14 protein-coding genes are annotated in these 17,604 nt (G+C 64.8%); 4 read left to right on the top strand and 10 right to left on the bottom strand.

The window, feature by feature from the left end; all coding sequences use genetic code 11:
• Nucleotides 1-20 precede the first annotated feature (20 nt).
• On the top strand, nt 21-1,670 hold the full coding sequence (locus tag AC1D0I_RS22320; RefSeq protein ID WP_477397767.1) for a GMC family oxidoreductase: 1,650 nt from the start codon (nt 21-23) through the stop codon (nt 1,668-1,670).
• Here AC1D0I_RS22320 and AC1D0I_RS22315 read toward each other — a convergent pair.
• Complete coding sequence (locus AC1D0I_RS22315; protein ID WP_477397765.1) at nt 1,622-2,452, bottom strand: NAD-dependent epimerase/dehydratase family protein; 831 nt, start codon at nt 2,450-2,452, stop codon at nt 1,622-1,624. The genes AC1D0I_RS22320 and AC1D0I_RS22315 overlap by 49 nt on opposite strands.
• A 158-nt stretch (nt 2,453-2,610) precedes the next feature.
• Here AC1D0I_RS22315 and AC1D0I_RS22310 point away from each other — a divergent pair, with 158 nt between their 5' ends.
• On the top strand, nt 2,611-3,342 hold the full coding sequence (locus AC1D0I_RS22310) for a FadR/GntR family transcriptional regulator (protein ID WP_095080558.1): 732 nt from the start codon (nt 2,611-2,613) through the stop codon (nt 3,340-3,342).
• Between the two features lie 33 nt (nt 3,343-3,375).
• On the opposite strand, the gene kdgD is transcribed toward AC1D0I_RS22310, so the two are convergent.
• The 4 genes from kdgD to AC1D0I_RS22290 form a co-directional block, all read right to left on the bottom strand.
• Entirely contained in the window at nt 3,376-4,308 is a 933-nt protein-coding gene (gene kdgD / locus AC1D0I_RS22305) for a 5-dehydro-4-deoxyglucarate dehydratase (RefSeq protein ID WP_477397763.1), read from the bottom strand.
• Nucleotides 4,309-4,384: 76 nt separating this feature from the next.
• Complete coding sequence (locus AC1D0I_RS22300; RefSeq protein ID WP_095080556.1) at nt 4,385-5,212, bottom strand: ATP-binding cassette domain-containing protein; 828 nt, start codon at nt 5,210-5,212, stop codon at nt 4,385-4,387.
• Nucleotides 5,209-6,282: an ABC transporter permease gene (locus AC1D0I_RS22295; protein WP_457151234.1), complete on the bottom strand. Its 1,074-nt coding sequence runs from the start codon at nt 6,280-6,282 to the stop codon at nt 5,209-5,211. The genes AC1D0I_RS22300 and AC1D0I_RS22295 overlap by 4 nt, the downstream gene beginning before the upstream one ends.
• Nucleotides 6,283-6,428: 146 nt before the next feature.
• On the bottom strand, nt 6,429-7,520 hold the full coding sequence (locus AC1D0I_RS22290) for a substrate-binding domain-containing protein (RefSeq protein WP_184871754.1): 1,092 nt from the start codon (nt 7,518-7,520) through the stop codon (nt 6,429-6,431).
• A 184-nt stretch (nt 7,521-7,704) separates the two neighbouring features.
• Between AC1D0I_RS22290 and AC1D0I_RS22285 the strand changes: the two genes are divergently transcribed.
• Nucleotides 7,705-8,733, top strand: a complete 1,029-nt coding sequence (locus tag AC1D0I_RS22285) for an aldo/keto reductase (protein ID WP_477397761.1) — start codon at nt 7,705-7,707, stop codon at nt 8,731-8,733.
• A 95-nt stretch (nt 8,734-8,828) separates the two neighbouring features.
• On the opposite strand, the gene AC1D0I_RS22280 is transcribed toward AC1D0I_RS22285, so the two are convergent.
• Nucleotides 8,829-8,984: a YjiS-like domain-containing protein gene (locus AC1D0I_RS22280; RefSeq protein ID WP_143748634.1), complete on the bottom strand. Its 156-nt coding sequence runs from the start codon at nt 8,982-8,984 to the stop codon at nt 8,829-8,831.
• Between the two features lie 234 nt (nt 8,985-9,218).
• Between AC1D0I_RS22280 and AC1D0I_RS22275 the strand changes: the two genes are divergently transcribed.
• On the top strand, nt 9,219-10,088 hold the full coding sequence (locus AC1D0I_RS22275; protein ID WP_477397759.1) for a LysR family transcriptional regulator: 870 nt from the start codon (nt 9,219-9,221) through the stop codon (nt 10,086-10,088).
• A 41-nt stretch (nt 10,089-10,129) separates the two neighbouring features.
• On the opposite strand, the gene AC1D0I_RS22270 is transcribed toward AC1D0I_RS22275, so the two are convergent.
• The 4 genes from AC1D0I_RS22270 to AC1D0I_RS22255 form a co-directional block, all read right to left on the bottom strand.
• On the bottom strand, nt 10,130-11,869 hold the full coding sequence (locus AC1D0I_RS22270) for a tetratricopeptide repeat protein (protein WP_477397757.1): 1,740 nt from the start codon (nt 11,867-11,869) through the stop codon (nt 10,130-10,132).
• Nucleotides 11,870-11,916: 47 nt separating this feature from the next.
• Entirely contained in the window at nt 11,917-13,329 is a 1,413-nt protein-coding gene (locus AC1D0I_RS22265) for an HlyD family type I secretion periplasmic adaptor subunit (RefSeq protein WP_457153051.1), read from the bottom strand.
• Nucleotides 13,330-13,350: 21 nt separating this feature from the next.
• Nucleotides 13,351-15,657 (bottom strand): peptidase domain-containing ABC transporter, encoded by a 2,307-nt coding sequence (locus AC1D0I_RS22260; RefSeq protein WP_477397756.1) that lies wholly within the window; start codon nt 15,655-15,657, stop codon nt 13,351-13,353.
• Nucleotides 15,658-15,872: 215 nt separating this feature from the next.
• The coding region (locus AC1D0I_RS22255; protein WP_477397754.1) for a beta strand repeat-containing protein at nt 15,873-17,604 on the bottom strand (1,732 nt) is incomplete at its 5' end.

Below are 17,604 nucleotides of genomic sequence, written 5' to 3'. Positions count from 1 at the left end.
GCCCACATGAGGGAGCGAGAATGCCGGATTACATCATCGTCGGCGGCGGCTCGGCCGGCTGCATTCTGGCAGCCAGGCTGAGCGAGGATCCCGACCTGTCCGTCGTCCTGCTGGAGGCCGGCCCACCGGACACCGATCGCTACATCCATCTGCCGGTCGGCTTCTTCAAGATGACGGCCGGGCCGCTGATCTGGGGCTATGACACGGCGCCCGGCAAGGCGATCGAGGGCCGCACCATGGTCTATCCGCAGGCGCGCGTGCTGGGCGGCGGCTCTTCGATCAACGCCCAGGTGTTCACCCGCGGTTGCCCGCAGGATTACGACGGATGGGCTGTCGACGATGGCTGCGCCGGCTGGAGCTACGCCGACGTGCTGCCCTATTTCCGGCGCTCCGAAGGCAACGACACCTTCGCCGGCCCGCAGCACGGCACCGATGGCCCGCTCGGCGTTTCGAGCGGCGCGCCGCATCCGCTGACCCGGGTCTTCGTCAAGGCGGCGCAGCAGGCCGGCCTACCCTTCAGGGCCGATTTCAATGCCGGCCAGCAGGAAGGCACCGGGTTCTACCAGACGACGACGCGTCAGGGGAAACGCAGCAGCACGGCGGTCGCCTATCTCAAGCCGGCGCTTGCGCGCAAGAATCTCACCTTGCGCACCGACGCCACGGTCGGCCGCATCGTTGTCGAGAGCGGGCGCGCCATCGGCGTCGAGATCGTCGTCAACGGCAGAACCGAGCTGTTGCGCGCCGGGCGCGAGGTGATCGTCACCGCCGGCGCCATCGGCTCGCCCAAACTTCTGATGCTGTCCGGCATCGGCCCGGCCGCCCATCTCGGGACGCACGGCATCGAGGTGATCCACGACCTCGCCGGGGTCGGCCAGAACCTGCATGATCACATGGATGTCGATGTCGTGGCCGAACTCAACGGGCCACACGGCATCGACCGCTACAAGAAGAAGCGCTGGCAGGCGGTCGCCGGCCTCGAATACGCGCTGTTCGGCAAGGGCCCGGTGGCGTCCAACATCGTCGAAGCCGGCGGCTTCTGGTGGGGCGACCGTGCGGAGAAGACGCCTGACATCCAGTTCCACTTCCTGCCCGGCGCCGGCGTCGAGGAAGGCATCGGCTCGGTTCCCGGCGGCAATGGCTGCACACTGAATTCCTACCATGTCCGCCCCCGCTCGCGCGGCAGCGTCACGCTCAGATCAGCGGATCTGCGCGATCCGCCAATCATCGATCCCAACCCTTTTGCCGAACGCTACGACCTGGAGCGCGCCGTCGACGGCATCGAGATCAGCCGCGAGATCCTGTCCCAGCCGGCCTTCGCCATATACATCAGCCGGGAGCATCTTCCCGGTGCCGCAACCAAGGGACGCGCGGCGCTGGAGGCCTTCGCCCGCGAACATGGCCGCAGCGCCTACCATCCGGTCGGCTCCTGCCGGATGGGCGGCGATGCGCAAAGCGTCGTCGATCCCGAGCTTCGCGTGCGCGGGCTTCAGGGCCTGCGCGTCTGCGACAGCTCGGTGATGCCAAGCATCGTGTCGTCAAACACCAACGCAGCGGTGATCATGATCGCCGAAAAGGCCGCCGATATGATCGCCGGGCGAGGCCGGTTGCCGGCGCAACAAACTCACTCGTCCGGGAACATCGAACGCGGCGGGAAGTCGGCGCGGCTGTAGTCGACAACAATGAACTTGCCGCCCTGGTATCGTTCCACGACCGGATTGTCCGTCACCTTGCCACGCACGCGCTCGGCCTGGCTGTCGGAACTGTCCAGCGGCGTCCAGCCGATCTTTTGCCTGGCATCATGCCGCCAGAAACCGCGGCTGTTGTTGGACTGTCCCCAGATCACCGAGCAGCCGACATGCTCGGCCTCGGCGCAGCGCTCGATCAGGCTGATAAAATCGCCGTGGGATATCCAGGTCGACAGGATCCGTTCGTCGGGAACTTCCGGCAGCACCGAGCCGATGCGGATCAGCACGCTTTCGACCGCATGCTTGTCCCAGTAAAGCCGCGCCAGCATTTCGCCATAGGCCTTCGACAGGCCGTAATAACCATCCGGGCGCAACAAGCAGTCCTGGTCGAGAATCTCGGTCCGCTCATAGAGGCCCACCGCGTGCACGGAGGAAGGAAAAACCACGCGTGCCTTCTGGCTGCGCGCCGCCTCGTAGATGTGGTAGCTGCCCCGCAGGTTGGGGCCGAGCACGGTCTCGAAGGACTGCTCGGTGGATATGCCGCCGAAATGCAGGATCAGCCCGCAGCCTTGGGCAAGATCGTTCACCGCCTGCTGGTCCTCGAGATCGACACGATCGAAGCTTGCGTTTTGCGGCAGCGGGATTGGCAAGGGCGCGACATCGGTCAGCCGCAAGGTCCAGCCCAGTTCTGCCAGCCTGACCGAAAGCAGGCGTCCAATCGTGCCGGATGCCCCGGTCAGCAGCACCGGTTTGTCGGAGAGAGCCAATCCCTGTCCTTTCATGTTAGGGAAATCGGGAGAGATGTTCGTGCCGGCTCGGCAAGGCGAACGGCTGTTGGGCGCTTGAAGCGCCCCAGCAATGTCATCATATCACCATATAAATAATTGGTTGCCAAGAACAGCGGTTCGTTTATTGCTTGGTGACGATGAAACGTTCCTTTGGCCTTCCCCCTCAGATCAGCCGCACCGCGCAGGTGGCCGACTGGTTTGCGCGCGAAATACGCGCCGGTCATCTGACCAGTGGCGAGAAACTGCCAACCGAGCAGGAACTGATCGCGCAATTCGGAGTGAGCCGCACTGTGATACGCGAGGCGATGGCCTCGCTGCGCTCGGAAGGGCTGGTCGTCAGCCGCCAGGGTTCGGGCGTGTTCGTCGCCGACCACGAGGCCAACACCACATTTCGCATCGTCTCCGACGAACTTCGTTCGCTGACGGAAGTCCAGAACGTGTTGCAGCTGCGGCTCGCCGTGGAACTCGAAGCCGCCGGCATCGCCGCCGAGAAGCGCAGCGACGACGACCTTGCCCGCATGCGCGATTGCCTTGTCGCCATCGACGCGTCGATCGCTGCCGGCGACAGCGCCATCGAACCGGATTTTGCCTTCCACCGGGCGATCGCCTCGGCCACCGGCAATCCCTATTTCGAGCGCTTCATGCATTTTCTGGGACCCGTCATCATTCCGCGCCAGTCGATCCGCCCGCGGACTGAGACGCCGGAGCAGCGGCGGCTTTATCTCGAACAGGTCCAGACGGAGCATCGACGCATCTACCAAGCCATCGAGCGGCACAATGTCGAGGCCGCCCGCTTCACCTTGCGCGAGCATCTGGAGGCGGGCCGCGAGCGCTATCGCCGCATGGTCGACGGTTCGGTCAGCTCGTAGCACGGCGTCGCGCCTGACCTTCATTCCCTGATCTCACGCCAGCTCTCCAACCGGCATGCGGCAGGACTGCATGAGAGCCGCGAGCTGCCGTTCTTCATCCACCGTGAGGTCAAGCAGCGGTGACCGGACCGGCCCGCAGTCGATCCCCGTGATGCGCGCACCGGCCTTGACGATCGAGACGGCATAGCCGGCACGCCGGTTTCGGATGGCGAGATAGGGCAGGAAGAAGCTGCGGATGAGGTCGCCGACCTCGGCCATGCGGCCGGCGCGCAAGGCGTTGAAGAAACGCAGCGCCATCTCGGGGGCAAAATTATAGATCGCCGACGAATAGGTGGTCATGCCTATTGCCGCGGCGGCACTGGCATGGACTTCGGCCGTCGGCATGCCGCCGATGAAGATCAGGCGGTCGTCCATGCGGTAGCGCAAGGCGGTGAGAAGCTCGATATCGCCAACGCCGTCCTTGAGCCCGATCAGGTTCGGGCAATCCTGCGCCAACCGGTCGAGGGTCTCGGGCGTCAGCACCGCATTGTCCCTGTTGTAGGCGATCACGCCGATGCCGACCGAGCGGCAGATGGCGGTCAGATGCCGGCGCAGACCTTCCTGCTCGGACTTGACCAGATAGGGCGGCAGCACCAGCAGGCCGTCGGCGCCGTTGGCCTCCGCGGCCTTGGCGAACTCGACCGCCATATGCGTGCCGTAGCCGACGCCGGCCAACAGCGGCAGGTGATCGGGAACTTCATCCGATGCCGCCCGCACGACACGCTTGTACTCCTCGAGCGTCAGCGAGAAGAACTCGCCCGTGCCGCCGGCCGCGAACAGCCCGCTTGCTCCGGCAGCGCCCTGCTGCGCGACATGGGCGCGATAGCCCGCTTCGTTGAAGGCGCCGGCATCGTCGAAGAAGGTCAGCGGAAAGGACAGCAGCCCGCGGCCAAGGGATTTGGTCAGCTCGGTCGGTGAGAACGTCAAAACGAGTACTCCGTGTGTGGGGCCGGCAAATCGGCTTGGACGGCAGGGATTTTGGCAGCCGTGGCGTTGGGTGGGTTCATACGATGCCGGGCCGGACTTCGGCCGCGGCGGCGTCGATTGCCTTGCGGCCAAGGCCCGACTTGACGATGCGGATCAATTCCTCCTCGCTGGTGTCGGCGGTGGAGGCGTCCAGCGCGACTTCGCCCGAATGCAGGAAGTTGATGCGGTCGCAGACTTCGAAGATCTGGTTGTAGTTGTGGACGATCAGGATCACCGAGACCTGGCGCTGCTGGCGCAGGTTCTGGATCAGGCCCAGGACATGCGCGCTCTCGCGCACGCCGAGTGCCGCCAGCGGCTCGTCCAGCACCAGGATCCTGGGCGACGAATAGATCGAGCGGGCAACGGCGATGCACTGGCGCTGTCCGCCCGACAGGAGGTCGACGGTGCTGTTGACGCTGGGGATCGAGATGCCCAGCGTGTCCAGGTAGAGTTGAGCCTGTTCGCGCATCTTCCTGTTGTCGAGCAGGTTCAGCCCCAGGATGCGCTTATGGTATTCGCGACCGAGGAACATGTTGTGGAAGACGCTGAGGTCGCCGATCAGCGCCAGGTCCTGGTAGACGGTTTCGATGCCCTGGGCGCGCGCGTCGCGCGGCGAGGCGAAACGCACTTCCTTGCCTTGCGAGACGATCGTGCCGGTGTCGGGCTGGTGAAAGCCTGACAGGATCTTGATCAGCGTCGACTTGCCCGCGCCATTGTCGCCGACCAGCGCCAGGACCTCGCCCCGGCGCAGCTTGATCGAGACGTCGACAAGTGCTGTGACGGCGCCGAAACTCTTGGAGATGTTGGACATTTCCAGGACGACGGGCGCATCGGGCGCGAGCGGCGGAATGGTCTGCGTGTTCATAGGCGCCTCCGTGTGCGCAGCCGGTCGACCTGGATGCTCAGGATCATCGCCGCGATGATGGCGGCGCCCAGATAGATGTCGGAAACGGTGGCCTGGGCGCCGATCATCACCAGGCCGTTGTTGAGCGAAGCGACCACGAACGCGCCGATCAGCGCGCCGATGACGGTGCCGGAACCACCCAGCAGCGAGGTGCCGCCGATGACTGCCGCGGCGATCGCCTGCAAGGTGAGGAACGGGCTGCCGGCCTGCGGGTCGGCTGAGGTAAACTGGGCGGTGTTGATGATGCCGGCGAAGGCCGCGCAGCCGCCGGCGATCATGAAATTGTAGATCTTCATGCGGTCGGTGCGCACACCGATTTCACGCGCGCCGATGATGTTGCTGCCGGTGGCAATCGTGTGCAGGCCAAAGGTGGTGCGGTTCAGCGCCAGTGCCAGCGCCAGCACGATCAGCACCGCCCACAGGAATGGCGTGAAGGCCGTCACGCCGTGCCAGGACAGGAGCGCATCCGACGGCTGGTAGAGGCTCTGCCCGAAGATCGCGTTGAAGGGCTGCTCGACCGGCGCCACGATCGGCTGGCTGTTGTAGATCGAGACGACGATGCCTTGCAGGAAGAACAGCATGCCGACCGTGGTGATCAGCGAGGGCACGCGGAAACGCACCGTGATGATGCCGTTGATGGCGCCGACCAGCACACCGATCAAGACGCCGACAACGGCGCCGACGGCCAGCGGCACGCCCCAGGTGACTGACATCAGCGCCATGACATAGGGCGCGATCGAGAAGATGGCGCTCAGCGAAAGGTCGATCTCGCCGGTGATCATCAGCATGACTTCGGCCGCGGCGATCAGGCCAAGCCGGCCGGTGTCGCGCAGCACGACGCTCATGAATTGCGGCGACAGAAATCCGCCATCGCTGCCGACCTGGAAATAGACCACAAGCACGATGGCGACGACGGCGATGCTGGCCTCGCGATAACGGGAAAGCAGGATGAGCAGCCTCTCCGTCATCGTCTGCGGAACCTTGACGCCAACGGCGCCCTTCCCGGCTTTTGCGATTGCGATTGGCGGCACTCTTGTCTTCCTGATTTCGAATTCTGGGCGAAAAAGACGGGTCGTCGACGGGTGAGCCGGCCGCATGGCGTGCAGGCAGCGGTGCCCCCGCAACGTCATCGGACAGTGACGTGGCGAGGGCAGGAGTTTTCACCTGCCGGACGGTGTCAGGTCGGCTCGACGTCGCTGCGGCCCTCGAAGCGGGACTTGCCGACATAGGCGTCGACGTTGTCCTTGGTCACATAGGCCTGGCTGGTGTCGCTGTTGGCCGGGCCGACGAGACCGCCCGACAGCTTGTAGAGATACATCTGCTGGACCGGCAGGAAGCCCTGCAGATAGGCCTGCTGGTCGGTGGTGAAGTTGACGTCGCCGGACTTGATGAAGTCCAGCGTCTGCGGGAAGAGGTCGAAGCCGGCCACGGCGCCGCCGGCTTTCACCAGGCCATATTTGTTGGAGATGAAACCGCAGGCATAGGTGTCGGAACCGCCGGTGCCGAACATGCCCTTCACGTCCTTGTGGCTGAGATAGTAGCTCTCGACGCGCGAGATTTCGGTTGCCGGATCCGGACCGGTGTTGACGACATCGTAAGTGACGCCGCTGCCGCTGTCCTTGATCGCCTGTATGTAGCCATCGAGGCGCGGCTGCGTGTTGAGCGAACCGGGCACGCCGATCGACAGCATGACGTGGCCGCCCTTGGGGATCAGCTTCAGCCACTTCAGCGCCGAGTTGTAGCCCGACTGGTAGAGCGGCTGGCCGACATAGGACAGCCGCTTGTTGGGGCTGCCGACCGGCACGTCGGCGTTGAAGGCGACGACCGGGATGCCGGCCTGGGCGGCCATGTCGGTTGCGGCATCGAAGGCGGTCGGATCGACCAGGCAGACGGCAATGCCGTCCGATTTCTGCGCAATCGCGGTCTGCATGGCGCTGACCATCTCGGAGACGACGTTCTTCTGCGAACCCGTCCACTGGTAGCTGCAGCCAAAGGCCGCGCAGGCGTCCTGGATGCCATAGACGGTCGGGGTGAAGAACTGGTCGAGCGTCACATGGCAGACGAAGTGGAACTTGTAGGGCTTCTTCGGCAGGCCGGCCGATGAATCCGCAGCTTTCGCGGCGCTGACGCCGCCAGCAAGTCCGGCACCCGCCAATCCGCTGGCCAGGCCGGCGGCACCGAGGCCGAGTTTGCCAGCCAGCGCAAAGGCACTGCGCCGGCTGATGGCGGCATTGACCATCTCCATCTGATTTTTCGTTTCGTCGTCCACTTGGTTCCTCCCTCTTCGTTTTGCGGGCTTGCCCACATTTGTCGTCTGGTTACATTGTTATATGACAACTTTTGTGTCAATGCTTTTTCGACACCGGATTCACGAAGGGCTTTTCGCCGCCCGAGCGCGGTGCGGGAAGCCGCTTGGCCGGCACGAAGAACAGCGACGATCACAGGAAGAGAAAATGGCTGAAATCGAATTCAGGGCTGTCGCGAAGAACGGCCTGAAGGTGACGACGATCGGACTCGGCGGCACCGGGCTGGGCAATATGTATCGCGCCGTCGACACCGACGCCGCGGTCCAGACGGTGCACGCGGCCTATGACAATGGCATCCGCTATTTCGACACAGCACCCGTCTATGGCTTTGGCGTGAGCGAGACCCGGCTTGGGCTGGCGGTCAGATCCTTACCCCGCGCGGACATCGTCATCTCGTCGAAGATCGGCTACGACCTCGTGCCGATCCCGCCCGAGGAGCTTCAGCCGGCGCTGTGGGACCAGCCCGGTTCATTCCGTGCCGAGTTCGACTATTCGCGCGACGCCGTGATGCGTTCGCTCGAAGGAACGCTGAAGCGCCTCGACACCGACTATGTCGACATGGTCTCGATCCATGATCCGGACGAAGCCATTCATTTCGGCCCAGGCGAGGATCCCTATGCCAGAAGCCGTTTCAGGGAAGCGATGGACGGCGCCTATCCGACGCTCGACGAATTGCGTTCGCAAGGCGTCATCAAGGCGGTCGGCGTCGGCATCAACCAATGGCAGATGCTGTCCGACTTCGTCGTGGCGGGTGCGTTCGACTATTTCCTGCTCGCCGGCCGCTACACCTTGCTCGAGCAGGAACCGCTGGCGACCTTACTGCCGCTGTGCGAGCAGCGCGGCACCAGGATCATCATCGGCGGGCCCTACAATTCCGGCATCCTGGCCACCGGCGCCGTCAAGGGCGCAACCTTCAACACCAGGCCGGCGCCGGAACCGGTGCTCGAGCGCGTCCGCCGCATCGAGGCGATCTGCATCAGTCACAAGGTGTCGCTGCCGGCGGCCGCGCTTCAGTTCCCGCTCGGCCATCCTCTCGTATCAAGCGTCATTCCGGGCGCGCGATCAGCCGACGAGTTGAAACAGAATCTGGCCTACCTGCGCGAGGACATTCCGCCGGCCTTGTGGGCCGATCTCAAGCAGGCCCGGCTGATCGAAGCCGGCGCACCGGTACCTTAAGCGCCGCTCTCGGCAGCCGATAGAGCGGTTCTGCGTCTTGCCTGAAACGGCGGAACCGCACCAGGCGGCCTCGACGAATGCCCGCCTACACGATCTCAAAGACGCTGGCTGGCTTGGCGGGCGCGCTTGCGGATTTCCTGGCGGGAAATGCCGGCATCCGCCAGCGTGCTGTCCGACACATGCCTCAAGCGCGCAAGCGTCTGGCGATAGGCCCGCCAGCGGGCGAAACGGCGTCGAAGTTCATCCAACATGATTGTCTCCTCTGGCGCGTGGATGGCCAGTGCGCCTGGTTGGTCGAAAGCGCAAAGCGTCCGTGCCAAGCGCATGCGCGATCAAGGGATTGCACTGGCTTGCTGGCCAGCCGAGGTGCTTGGGCACGGTCCCGCCAGGCAGGATTGTCCAACGCCTCCAAGGCCTGCATGCTTGCGTATGATGCCCGCTTCGCGCTACAGCCAGGGTCGCAAGGAGTTTTTCATTTCTGCAAAATGGATATCGGCTGGGACGATCTAAGGTTGTTTCTCGACGTTGCGCGGCTGGGTGGCCTGAGCGCGGCGACAAGAACCACGCGGCTCAGCGCAGCCACCCTCGGACGACGCGTCACCGCGCTCGAAAAGCAGATCGGCGAACCGCTGTTCGTGCGCCAGCAGACCGGCTACCAACTGACCCCGGTCGGCGAAGAACTGCTGCGGCGCGCCGAGGAGGTCGAGGCGGCAATGCAGTCGCTGACCCGCTGGCGCGAGGGAAGCCTGCCCGACCGTATTGTCCGCGTCTCGGCCGGGCCATGGACCTCGGCCTTCGTTTCCGCCCATATCGGCGAGATCTGGACGGTCGATGACGGCATCAGGGTGGAACTCGTCACCACCACCGACAGGGTCGATATCGGACGCCGTGCGGCCGACATCGGCATCCGAAGCGAGCGCCCGACCGAACAGTGGCTGGCCGGTCGTCTAAGCGGCAAGGTCGCCCACGCCATCTATTCCGGACGCCACCTGATCAACGGCATCGCCGCCGGGCTGTTCGTGGGCGTCACCGGCGACGGGTCAAACATTGCTTCGGCGCGCTGGCTGCAAGCCCATCATGGCGACCGCATCGCGGTGCGCGGCAACAACACCCATTCGGTGCGCGAACTGGTGGCCGCCGGCGCCGGCCTTTCGGTCTTCCCGTGCTTCGTCGGTGACAGCGATCCGCGGCTGGTTCGCGTCGCCCAGCCTATCCCTGAACTCGAAACAGACCAGTGGATCGTCACCCATCACGAGGAGCGTCACGCCCCGCCGGTGCGAAAGGTCGCCGACCGGATCGCCACCTTGATGCGGGCGCACCAGCCACTGTTTCGCGGCGAGACGCCGATCCGGTAAGCGCGTCGTGTAGCAAACCTGTAGCGAGCGCCACACCAGCCTCAAGTCGAGGCGAACTCGGCGAGTTCGTCGACGGCTTCCTGAACACCTTGTGCAGCCGCTCGCTCGAACCACAGGCGACCGGCTGCCGGGTCGTGGTCCCCGGCAAGGCCATTGGAAAGATAGCGCCCGAGCATGAGTTGGGCCTGGCCGTGTCCCCGCTCGGCGGCGGCCGTGAACCATTTCTGCGCTGCCGCCGGGTCGAGTGACAGGCCCTGGCCGCTCCCGTACAGGGCGCCGATCGCAAACATGGCCCCGACGTGATCGGCGGCGGCTGYCCGCTTGAACAACTGCGCCGCAGCCACGGGCAAGGATGCGCCGCCGCGCCCATTGAGGAGCATTTCGGCAAGCGCCACCTGCGCGTCGACCATGCCGGCGTTGGCCGCCCGCTCAAACCAAAGACGGGCCTGTTTCTGGTCGGCGGCCACGCCGCGCCCATCCTGAAGCATGCGCGCATACGCATATTGCGCCTCGGCCACGCCTTCGGCCGCGCGCCTCACCCATTGCGCCGCCTGCTCCTCGTCCTTTCGCACGCCGACGCCCTGGGCAAAGCAGAGGCCGAGGTTGAAGGCTGCAACCAGATCGCCCGACGAGGCGGTCGCCTCGAACCATCCGGCAATGCTGGCGCGGTCGCGGTCGTCAGGCTCGCCTGCCCCTTCGAGGACCAGATTGGCAAAGTCGACCTGCGCTTCCTGATTTCCCGCATTTGCGGACGTGCGCAGCCAGCGCGCTCCCTCCTCGACGTCCTGGGCGACACCGTTTCCCGAGAGATAGAGCGATGCCAAGGCGCGGGCGGCGGCCTGATGGCCTGCATCGGCCGCGCGTCGATACCACGTCGCGGCCTCCGCATAGTCCGGCTGCGAACTCTTCACGTAGCGATCGCCGAGACGGTAGGCTGCCTCGATGTTTCCCGCCAATGCGGCGCGCCGCAGCCACGCCTCGCCGGCCGCGATATCCTGGTCTGCAAGGCCACCATCGATGAGCCCCAATCCCAACCGGAACTGGGCCGAGGGAAGGCCTTTCTCCGCGGCGAGATGATACAGTCGCGCCGCTGCCGCTCGATCGACCGGCACGCCACGCCCATGCTCGGTCAGCACTCCAAGAAGGTAGATTGCGGTGGGCAGGCCGGCGTCGGCAGCGCGTCGAACCTCGGCGGCAATCTTGTCCGCTTGCCCAGGTTGCCTGCGCCGGGCGAGGGAAAGAGCAAGGCCCAGGCATCCCTCGGGGCAGCCGGCGGCCGCGGACTTCTCATACCAGCCATGCGCCGCATCGAGGTCGCGCATCGCTTCGGGGCCTCTGCTGAGGATATAGCCGAGGATTGCCTGCCCGGTCGCGGAGCCGGCTTCGGCTGCTTTTTTCGCGAGACCGAGCGCCGGCGCGAATTCCGGCTGCCGCGAGGAATCCCGTTCGAACAGGCTTTCCGATCCGATGCGATTGCCGTCGGGCTCCTGTGTCGCCAGTCCAGCCACGTAAAGCGCGGCGAGAAGTGACTGCGCATCGGGGCTGCCGTGATCGGCCGCTCGCCGCAGCCAGCGCGCGCCTTCCGACCGGCTCGGCGGCACACCCAAACCTTCGAGATAGCAACGAGCGACCCGGTATTCGGCCTCGGTGATGCCGGCGCGTGCGGCAATTGCCATCAGCGGAAAGGCTTCTGAAGGCTTGCCGCTGTCAGAAAGCTTTATCGCCCGGCGCAACACCAGCGCCGGCGGGGCAAGGGCAGTCAGCCGGTCAAGGATTGCCATCGATGCGAGAACTCATACCTCCGTTTGTCGCGGCACGGCACCCAAGCCTATGGCTCCCGCATCGCTTCCTGGCCTACGGGGAGCATGGCGCCGAGAATGTACTTGAGGACGGTGCGACGGCCGACCTTGACGTCAGCGGTCACCGGCATGCCGGGGCTGATCGTGAAACTGGCGGGCACGCCATGGAGGGCGACCTGGTCGATGGAAATCTGCGTGCGATAGAACAGGTCAGTGTCCGATGGCAGCATGGCCAACGAGCTGTTCGGGTCGCGCGCTTGTTCGCGAGCCGAGAAGGAATCCGGGCTGACCGCGCGCACAGTGCCATGAGCCAGGCCATATTGCGAATAAGGAAAGGTGTCGAACTTGATGGCCACGGGATCGCCGACGTGGACGAACCCACTGGTGCGACCGACAATGTTCGTCTCGATCTCCAGCACCGCGTCGTCCGGCACCAGCGTGATCAATCGGTCGCCGGACTGCAGGATCGAGCCGACGGAGACCTTGGCTACCGACTGGACGATGGCATCCGCCTCGCTCTTCAGCTCGACCAGCTGTTTGCGCAGCTTTGCCTTGTTGAGAAGCTCGCGGGCGTCCGACATGCGCGATCCCGCCTCAGACAGGCCCTGCGAGACTTCGGCGCGCCAGCTCTGGATGTAGCCATCGCGGTCGGCGGACACCGTCGCCTGCTGTCGCTTGGCGGCTTCCGATGTCTGCAAGGCGTTGCCGAGCGCCCGGGACATTTCCGCCGAGTTGTCCTCGGCCATAAGCGTGTTGAGGCGGCTCCCCACCTGTCTTGCTTCCAGTTGCTTGCGCATCTGCTCGATCGAGGCCGCGACGGCCAGCCGCTGGCGGTAGCCGTCAGCATCGGACTGGGAACGCGAGATCACGGAACTGAGTTCATCGTTCTGCCGGTCGAAACTGGCCAGCTTGGCGTCGTAGACGGCTTTGCGGCGATCATAGATCGACGCCTGCAAGGTCCAGCTCGGGTCCAGGCCGTCATAGTTGAAGGGCTTGCCGTCGGCCTCCGCCTTCAACCGCGCCACTTCGGCCTCAAGCGTCGAAACCTGTGTCGCCAGCGCGGTGAGGTCAGCCGAGGCGAAGGTCGCATCGAGGCGCGCAAGCGTTTGACCGGCTCGCACGCGCTGTCCTTCGCGTACCTCGATCGAGCGCACGATCGCCGTCTCAAGCGGCTGCACCACGATGTTTGGCGATTGCGAGACCACGAGCCCTCTGGTGGTGACGACCTGATCGACCGGTATGATCCCTGCAAGTGTTATCAGGGCGATGACCATGCTCAAGATGATGTAGACGATGCTGCGCGCCATCCGCGGAACAGGCGCATTGGCGATAGCCGTCGACGGCCACTGGAATTCCAGGATGGCGGGCATCGTCGGATCGCTCGGTTCTGTCCGGCGCCGGCGGGCGGGAAGGCTGGATTGGGTGATGCTGATGCTGCTCATGGGGCGCCCCGAAGCCGATGCTCAAACAAGTCGCGGCGGCACGGCGGCCAGACGACCGTGACGGCTGTCGAGATGTCGGTTCTGCTGCAACCAAAGCTGGCGGTAGAGCGCGCATCGTTCCAGCAGGGTCGCGTGCGGCGCGACATCGAGGACCTTGCCCTGATCCATGACCAGGATCTGGTCGCACTCGGTCAGCGAGGCAAGCCGGTGCGAGACAATAATCATCGTGCGGCCCCTGGCGATGCGCATGAGATTGGCGCTGACCACCGCCTCGCTCTCCGGGTCAAGCGCGCTGGTCGCCTCGTCGAGGATCAGGACGGTCGGATTGTGGATGAGCGCGCGCGCGATCGCCAGCCGCTGCTTTTGACCGCCCGACAGGTTGGGCGACCCTTCCTCGATATAGGTGTCATAGCCGTTCGGCATGCGTTCGATGAATTCTTCGGCGCCGGCAAGGTGGGCGGCTCGCATGGCATCCGAAAGGGTCAGGCCGGGGCGCCCGGCGATGATGTTGTCGCGAATCGACCCGCGGAACAGGAAATTGTCCTGGAGGACCACGCCGAGCCCCTGGCGAAGGTGACGCAGGTTGATTTCCTTGAGGTCGACGCCATCCAGCTTGAGAAAACCGCTGTAATCGCGATTGATCCCTTGCAGCAGCCGCGCAACCGTCGATTTTCCCGAACCGCTGCGCCCGACGATGCCGAACATCGTCCCTGCCGGAATGTCGAAGCTGACCCGGTCGAGCGCCGGCGTCTTGGTGCCGAGGTAGGAGAAGGTCAGGTCACGGAAACTGATCTCGCCAACGAGCTTCGGCCTTAGGCCGGTCGAATTCGAACTGCTTTCCAGGGGTCGGTTGAGGACGGATCCTGCTTCGCCGATTGCCGCCCCTACCTCCTCGAAGTCCTCGACCAGTCGAGCAAGACCAACGAGAGGCTGCGCGACGCGTTGGGCGATCATCATGAATGCGAACAGGCTGCCGATCATGTAGCCAGAGGTGTCGCTCATCGCGAGATAAGCGCCGATCAACATGGTTCCGAGGACCATCACACGCTCGATTGGTGTGACAAGCGTCTGCGGCCAGTTGGCAAGCTGCCCGAAGGCAAGGCGGGCCCTGCCCGCGTCCGCCACCCGCTCATCCCAAAGCGCCTTGCGTTGCGGCTCCAGACCGAGCGCCTTCACCGTCTTGATGCCGACAACGGTTTCGCCGAGCGCCGCCGACTTCCAGGTCTCCGCTTCGACCACCTGCTGGTAGCTGCGGCGCAGTGGCGCGAGAAAGGCGAAGATGATCAGCATGATCACGCCCGCGCAGGCAAGCAYGATCCAGCCCAGCGTGGCGTTGATGTAGAACATCACCGGGATCAGCACGCAGAGCGTGATCAGATCGAGGAACGTGCTGAGGAGTTTTCCGGTCAGGAACTCGCGGATGCGATAGATCTGCGCGAGGTGGTACATCGTCTGGCCGGCCGGATGACGCTCGAAATAGTCGAGCGGCAGACGCAGGAGCCTGCTGAAGACGTGCAAGTTCAGTTTGGTGTCCAGCCGGGCGCCGACGACGTTGATGATCAGCCTTCGGGCGTGGCCGAGGAGCGTCTCGTAAACGAACAGGACGGCGATTATGGCCGACAGCAGCACGAGGGTCGAAACGCTGTTGAACTGCAGCACCTTGTTGACCAACGTCATGACGATGATCGGCGGCAGAACGGTAAGGATGCTGAGCGTGAACGAGGCGATACCGATGTCACGCATGGAACGGCCTTCTAACCGTACCAGGTCGATCAACCAGCGCAGCGTGAAAGGCGCATCGGCCGCGATGTAGGATCGCGCCGGACGCAACAACACCGCCTCACCCGTCCACACCTGCGACAGCCGCAATTCGTCGATGGCGATGGCTTCGTCATCGTCGGGCGCGCCCGCGCTCTTGAGGAAGACGACCTTCCGCTCCGGGCTGGCCCCGGTGAGCAGACCCGCGCCACCGTCATTGAACAGCAGGACGACCGGCCCCGTGTGCTCGAAGCGCAGGAGATGCGACCAGCGGATGCGAAGCGCGCGCGACCACATGCCGCCGTTCTGGGCCCATTGCGAGAGGTCAGCCGCGTTCGGGACCGCGCTTGGGACCGCCGCCCTGAACTCGTTGGGGTCGAGTTCGACGCCATGATAGCGCGCGACCCGCAGCATCGCCTTGAGGCGCGGCTGGATCCGGTCGAACTCGGCGGGTCCGCCGGGAATCCTGGCCGCGTTTTCGCCGTCCGCCCTGCCCGTCGCGACTTCGGCTTCGGTGCCGGCACGGATCGGGACCGGCTGGTTTTCGGCATTCACAGGGACGTTCACCATGGACTTCTCATCCGGTACGCAGGGCGAGGTTCAACAATGCCCGGGCCGAGGCGTTTCAGCCTCGGTTTCCCGCAATGCCCCACTGTACTCCGAACTGATCGGCCGCGCGACTCTCATGCCACTCCTTGTCTTGAGATGATGAACGCGCGAATCCGCTCTCCCGCGTAATCCGCGCGCACGTTTTTCTGTCGGTCGTCTCTCTTCAAGGTTCTTGCTCACTCGTGCGGCTTCAAGAGGTCCTTCAGGGTCTTGGCGGTGTGGTCGTTGCTGGCGAAGCCAGCGCCATGCTTTGTCTGGTCCGAGCTGAGATCCGTGCTCGCCCCCGACGGCTTGTTCTGGTTCTGGCCAAATCCGCTAATCGTCTTGAGGACATTGAGCAGGTCTGTCGTCACGGATGTGGACGCCAGGCCGATCAGGTTGCGGAACGACGCATGGCTGCCGTGATCACTGTTGCCATGTGTCGAGCCCGACTGCAGGAATTTCGCAGCGTCCTTGAGCCCGAGCGACTCGAACGTGACCTTGCCGGCGTGACCGTTACCCGGCTTGCCATCGTGGTCATGCTTGTTGTGTCCGTTCCCTGAATTGCTGCTGTTCTTGTGGTCGTTGTCGTGGCCGTGGCCATTGCCATTGCCATTGTTGCCGTTGCCGTTGTTGCCATGATGGCCATGGTGACCATGCTGGTCATACTTGTCATGATCACCGCCCCAACCGGTCGCACCAGTCGGACCAGGCGCACCTGTGGAACCGGTGGAGCCCGCCGCTCCGGTCGAGCCGGTTGCACCGGTATGGCCGGTCGCACCCGTCGAACCCGTGGCGCCTGGATCTCCCGTTGCTCCAGTCGCGCCGGTTGCCCCGGTCGAGCCGGTTGCCCCAGTAGAGCCAGTCGCACCGGTCGAGCCTGTCGAGCCGGTATGGCCGGTCGCGCCCGTCGAACCAGTGGCGCCGGTCGAGCCGGTTGCTCCGGTCGAGCCGGTATGACCAGTCGCACCCGTCGAACCCGTGGCGCCGGTCGAGCCGGTTGCTCCGGTCGAGCCGGTATGACCAGTCGCACCCGTCGAACCAGTGGCGCCGGTCGAGCCGGTTGCACCGGTAGAGCCGGTATGACCAGTCGCACCCGTCGAACCAGTGGCGCCAGTGGAACCAGTATGACCCGTTGCTCCGGTTGCCCCGGTAGAGCCCGTCGCACCGGTAGAGCCTGTCGAGCCGGTATGGCCGGTCGCACCCGTCGAACCCGTTGCTCCGGTAGAGCCGGTTGCTCCGGTAGAGCCGGTATGACCAGTCGCACCAGTCGAACCAGTGGCGCCGGTCGAGCCGGTTGCTCCGGTCGAGCCGGTATGACCCGTCGCACCAGTCGAACCCGTTGCTCCGGTCGAGCCGGTTGCTCCGGTCGAGCCGGTATGGCCGGTCGCACCCGTCGAACCCGTTGCTCCGGTCGAGCCGGTTGCACCGGTAGAGCCGGTATGGCCAGTCGCACCCGTCGAACCAGTGGCGCCGGTCGAGCCGGTTGCACCGGTAGAGCCGGTATGACCAGTCGCACCCGTCGAACCAGTTGCGCCGGTCGAACCAGTATGACCCGTTGCTCCGGTTGCCCCGGTAGAGCCAGTCGCACCGGTAGAGCCTGTCGAGCCGGTATGGCCGGTCGCGCCCGTCGAACCAGTTGCGCCGGTCGAACCAGTATGACCCGTTGCTCCGGTTGCCCCGGTAGAGCCAGTCGCACCGGTAGAGCCTGTCGAACCGGTATGGCCGGTCGCACCCGTCGAACCCGTGGCGCCGGTCGAACCCGTTGCTCCGGTSGASCCGGTATGACCAGTCGCACCMGTCGAACCAGTKGCGCCGGTCGAACCAGTATGACCCGTTGCTCCGGTTGCCCCGGTAGAGCCAGTCGCACCGGTAGAGCCTGTCGAGCCGGTATGGCCGGTCGCACCCGTCGAACCCGTTGCTCCGGTC

The sequence above is a fragment of the Mesorhizobium sp. P2_D1 genome, assembly GCF_056404455.1.
This window is presented reverse-complemented; position numbering and strand designations above follow the sequence as displayed.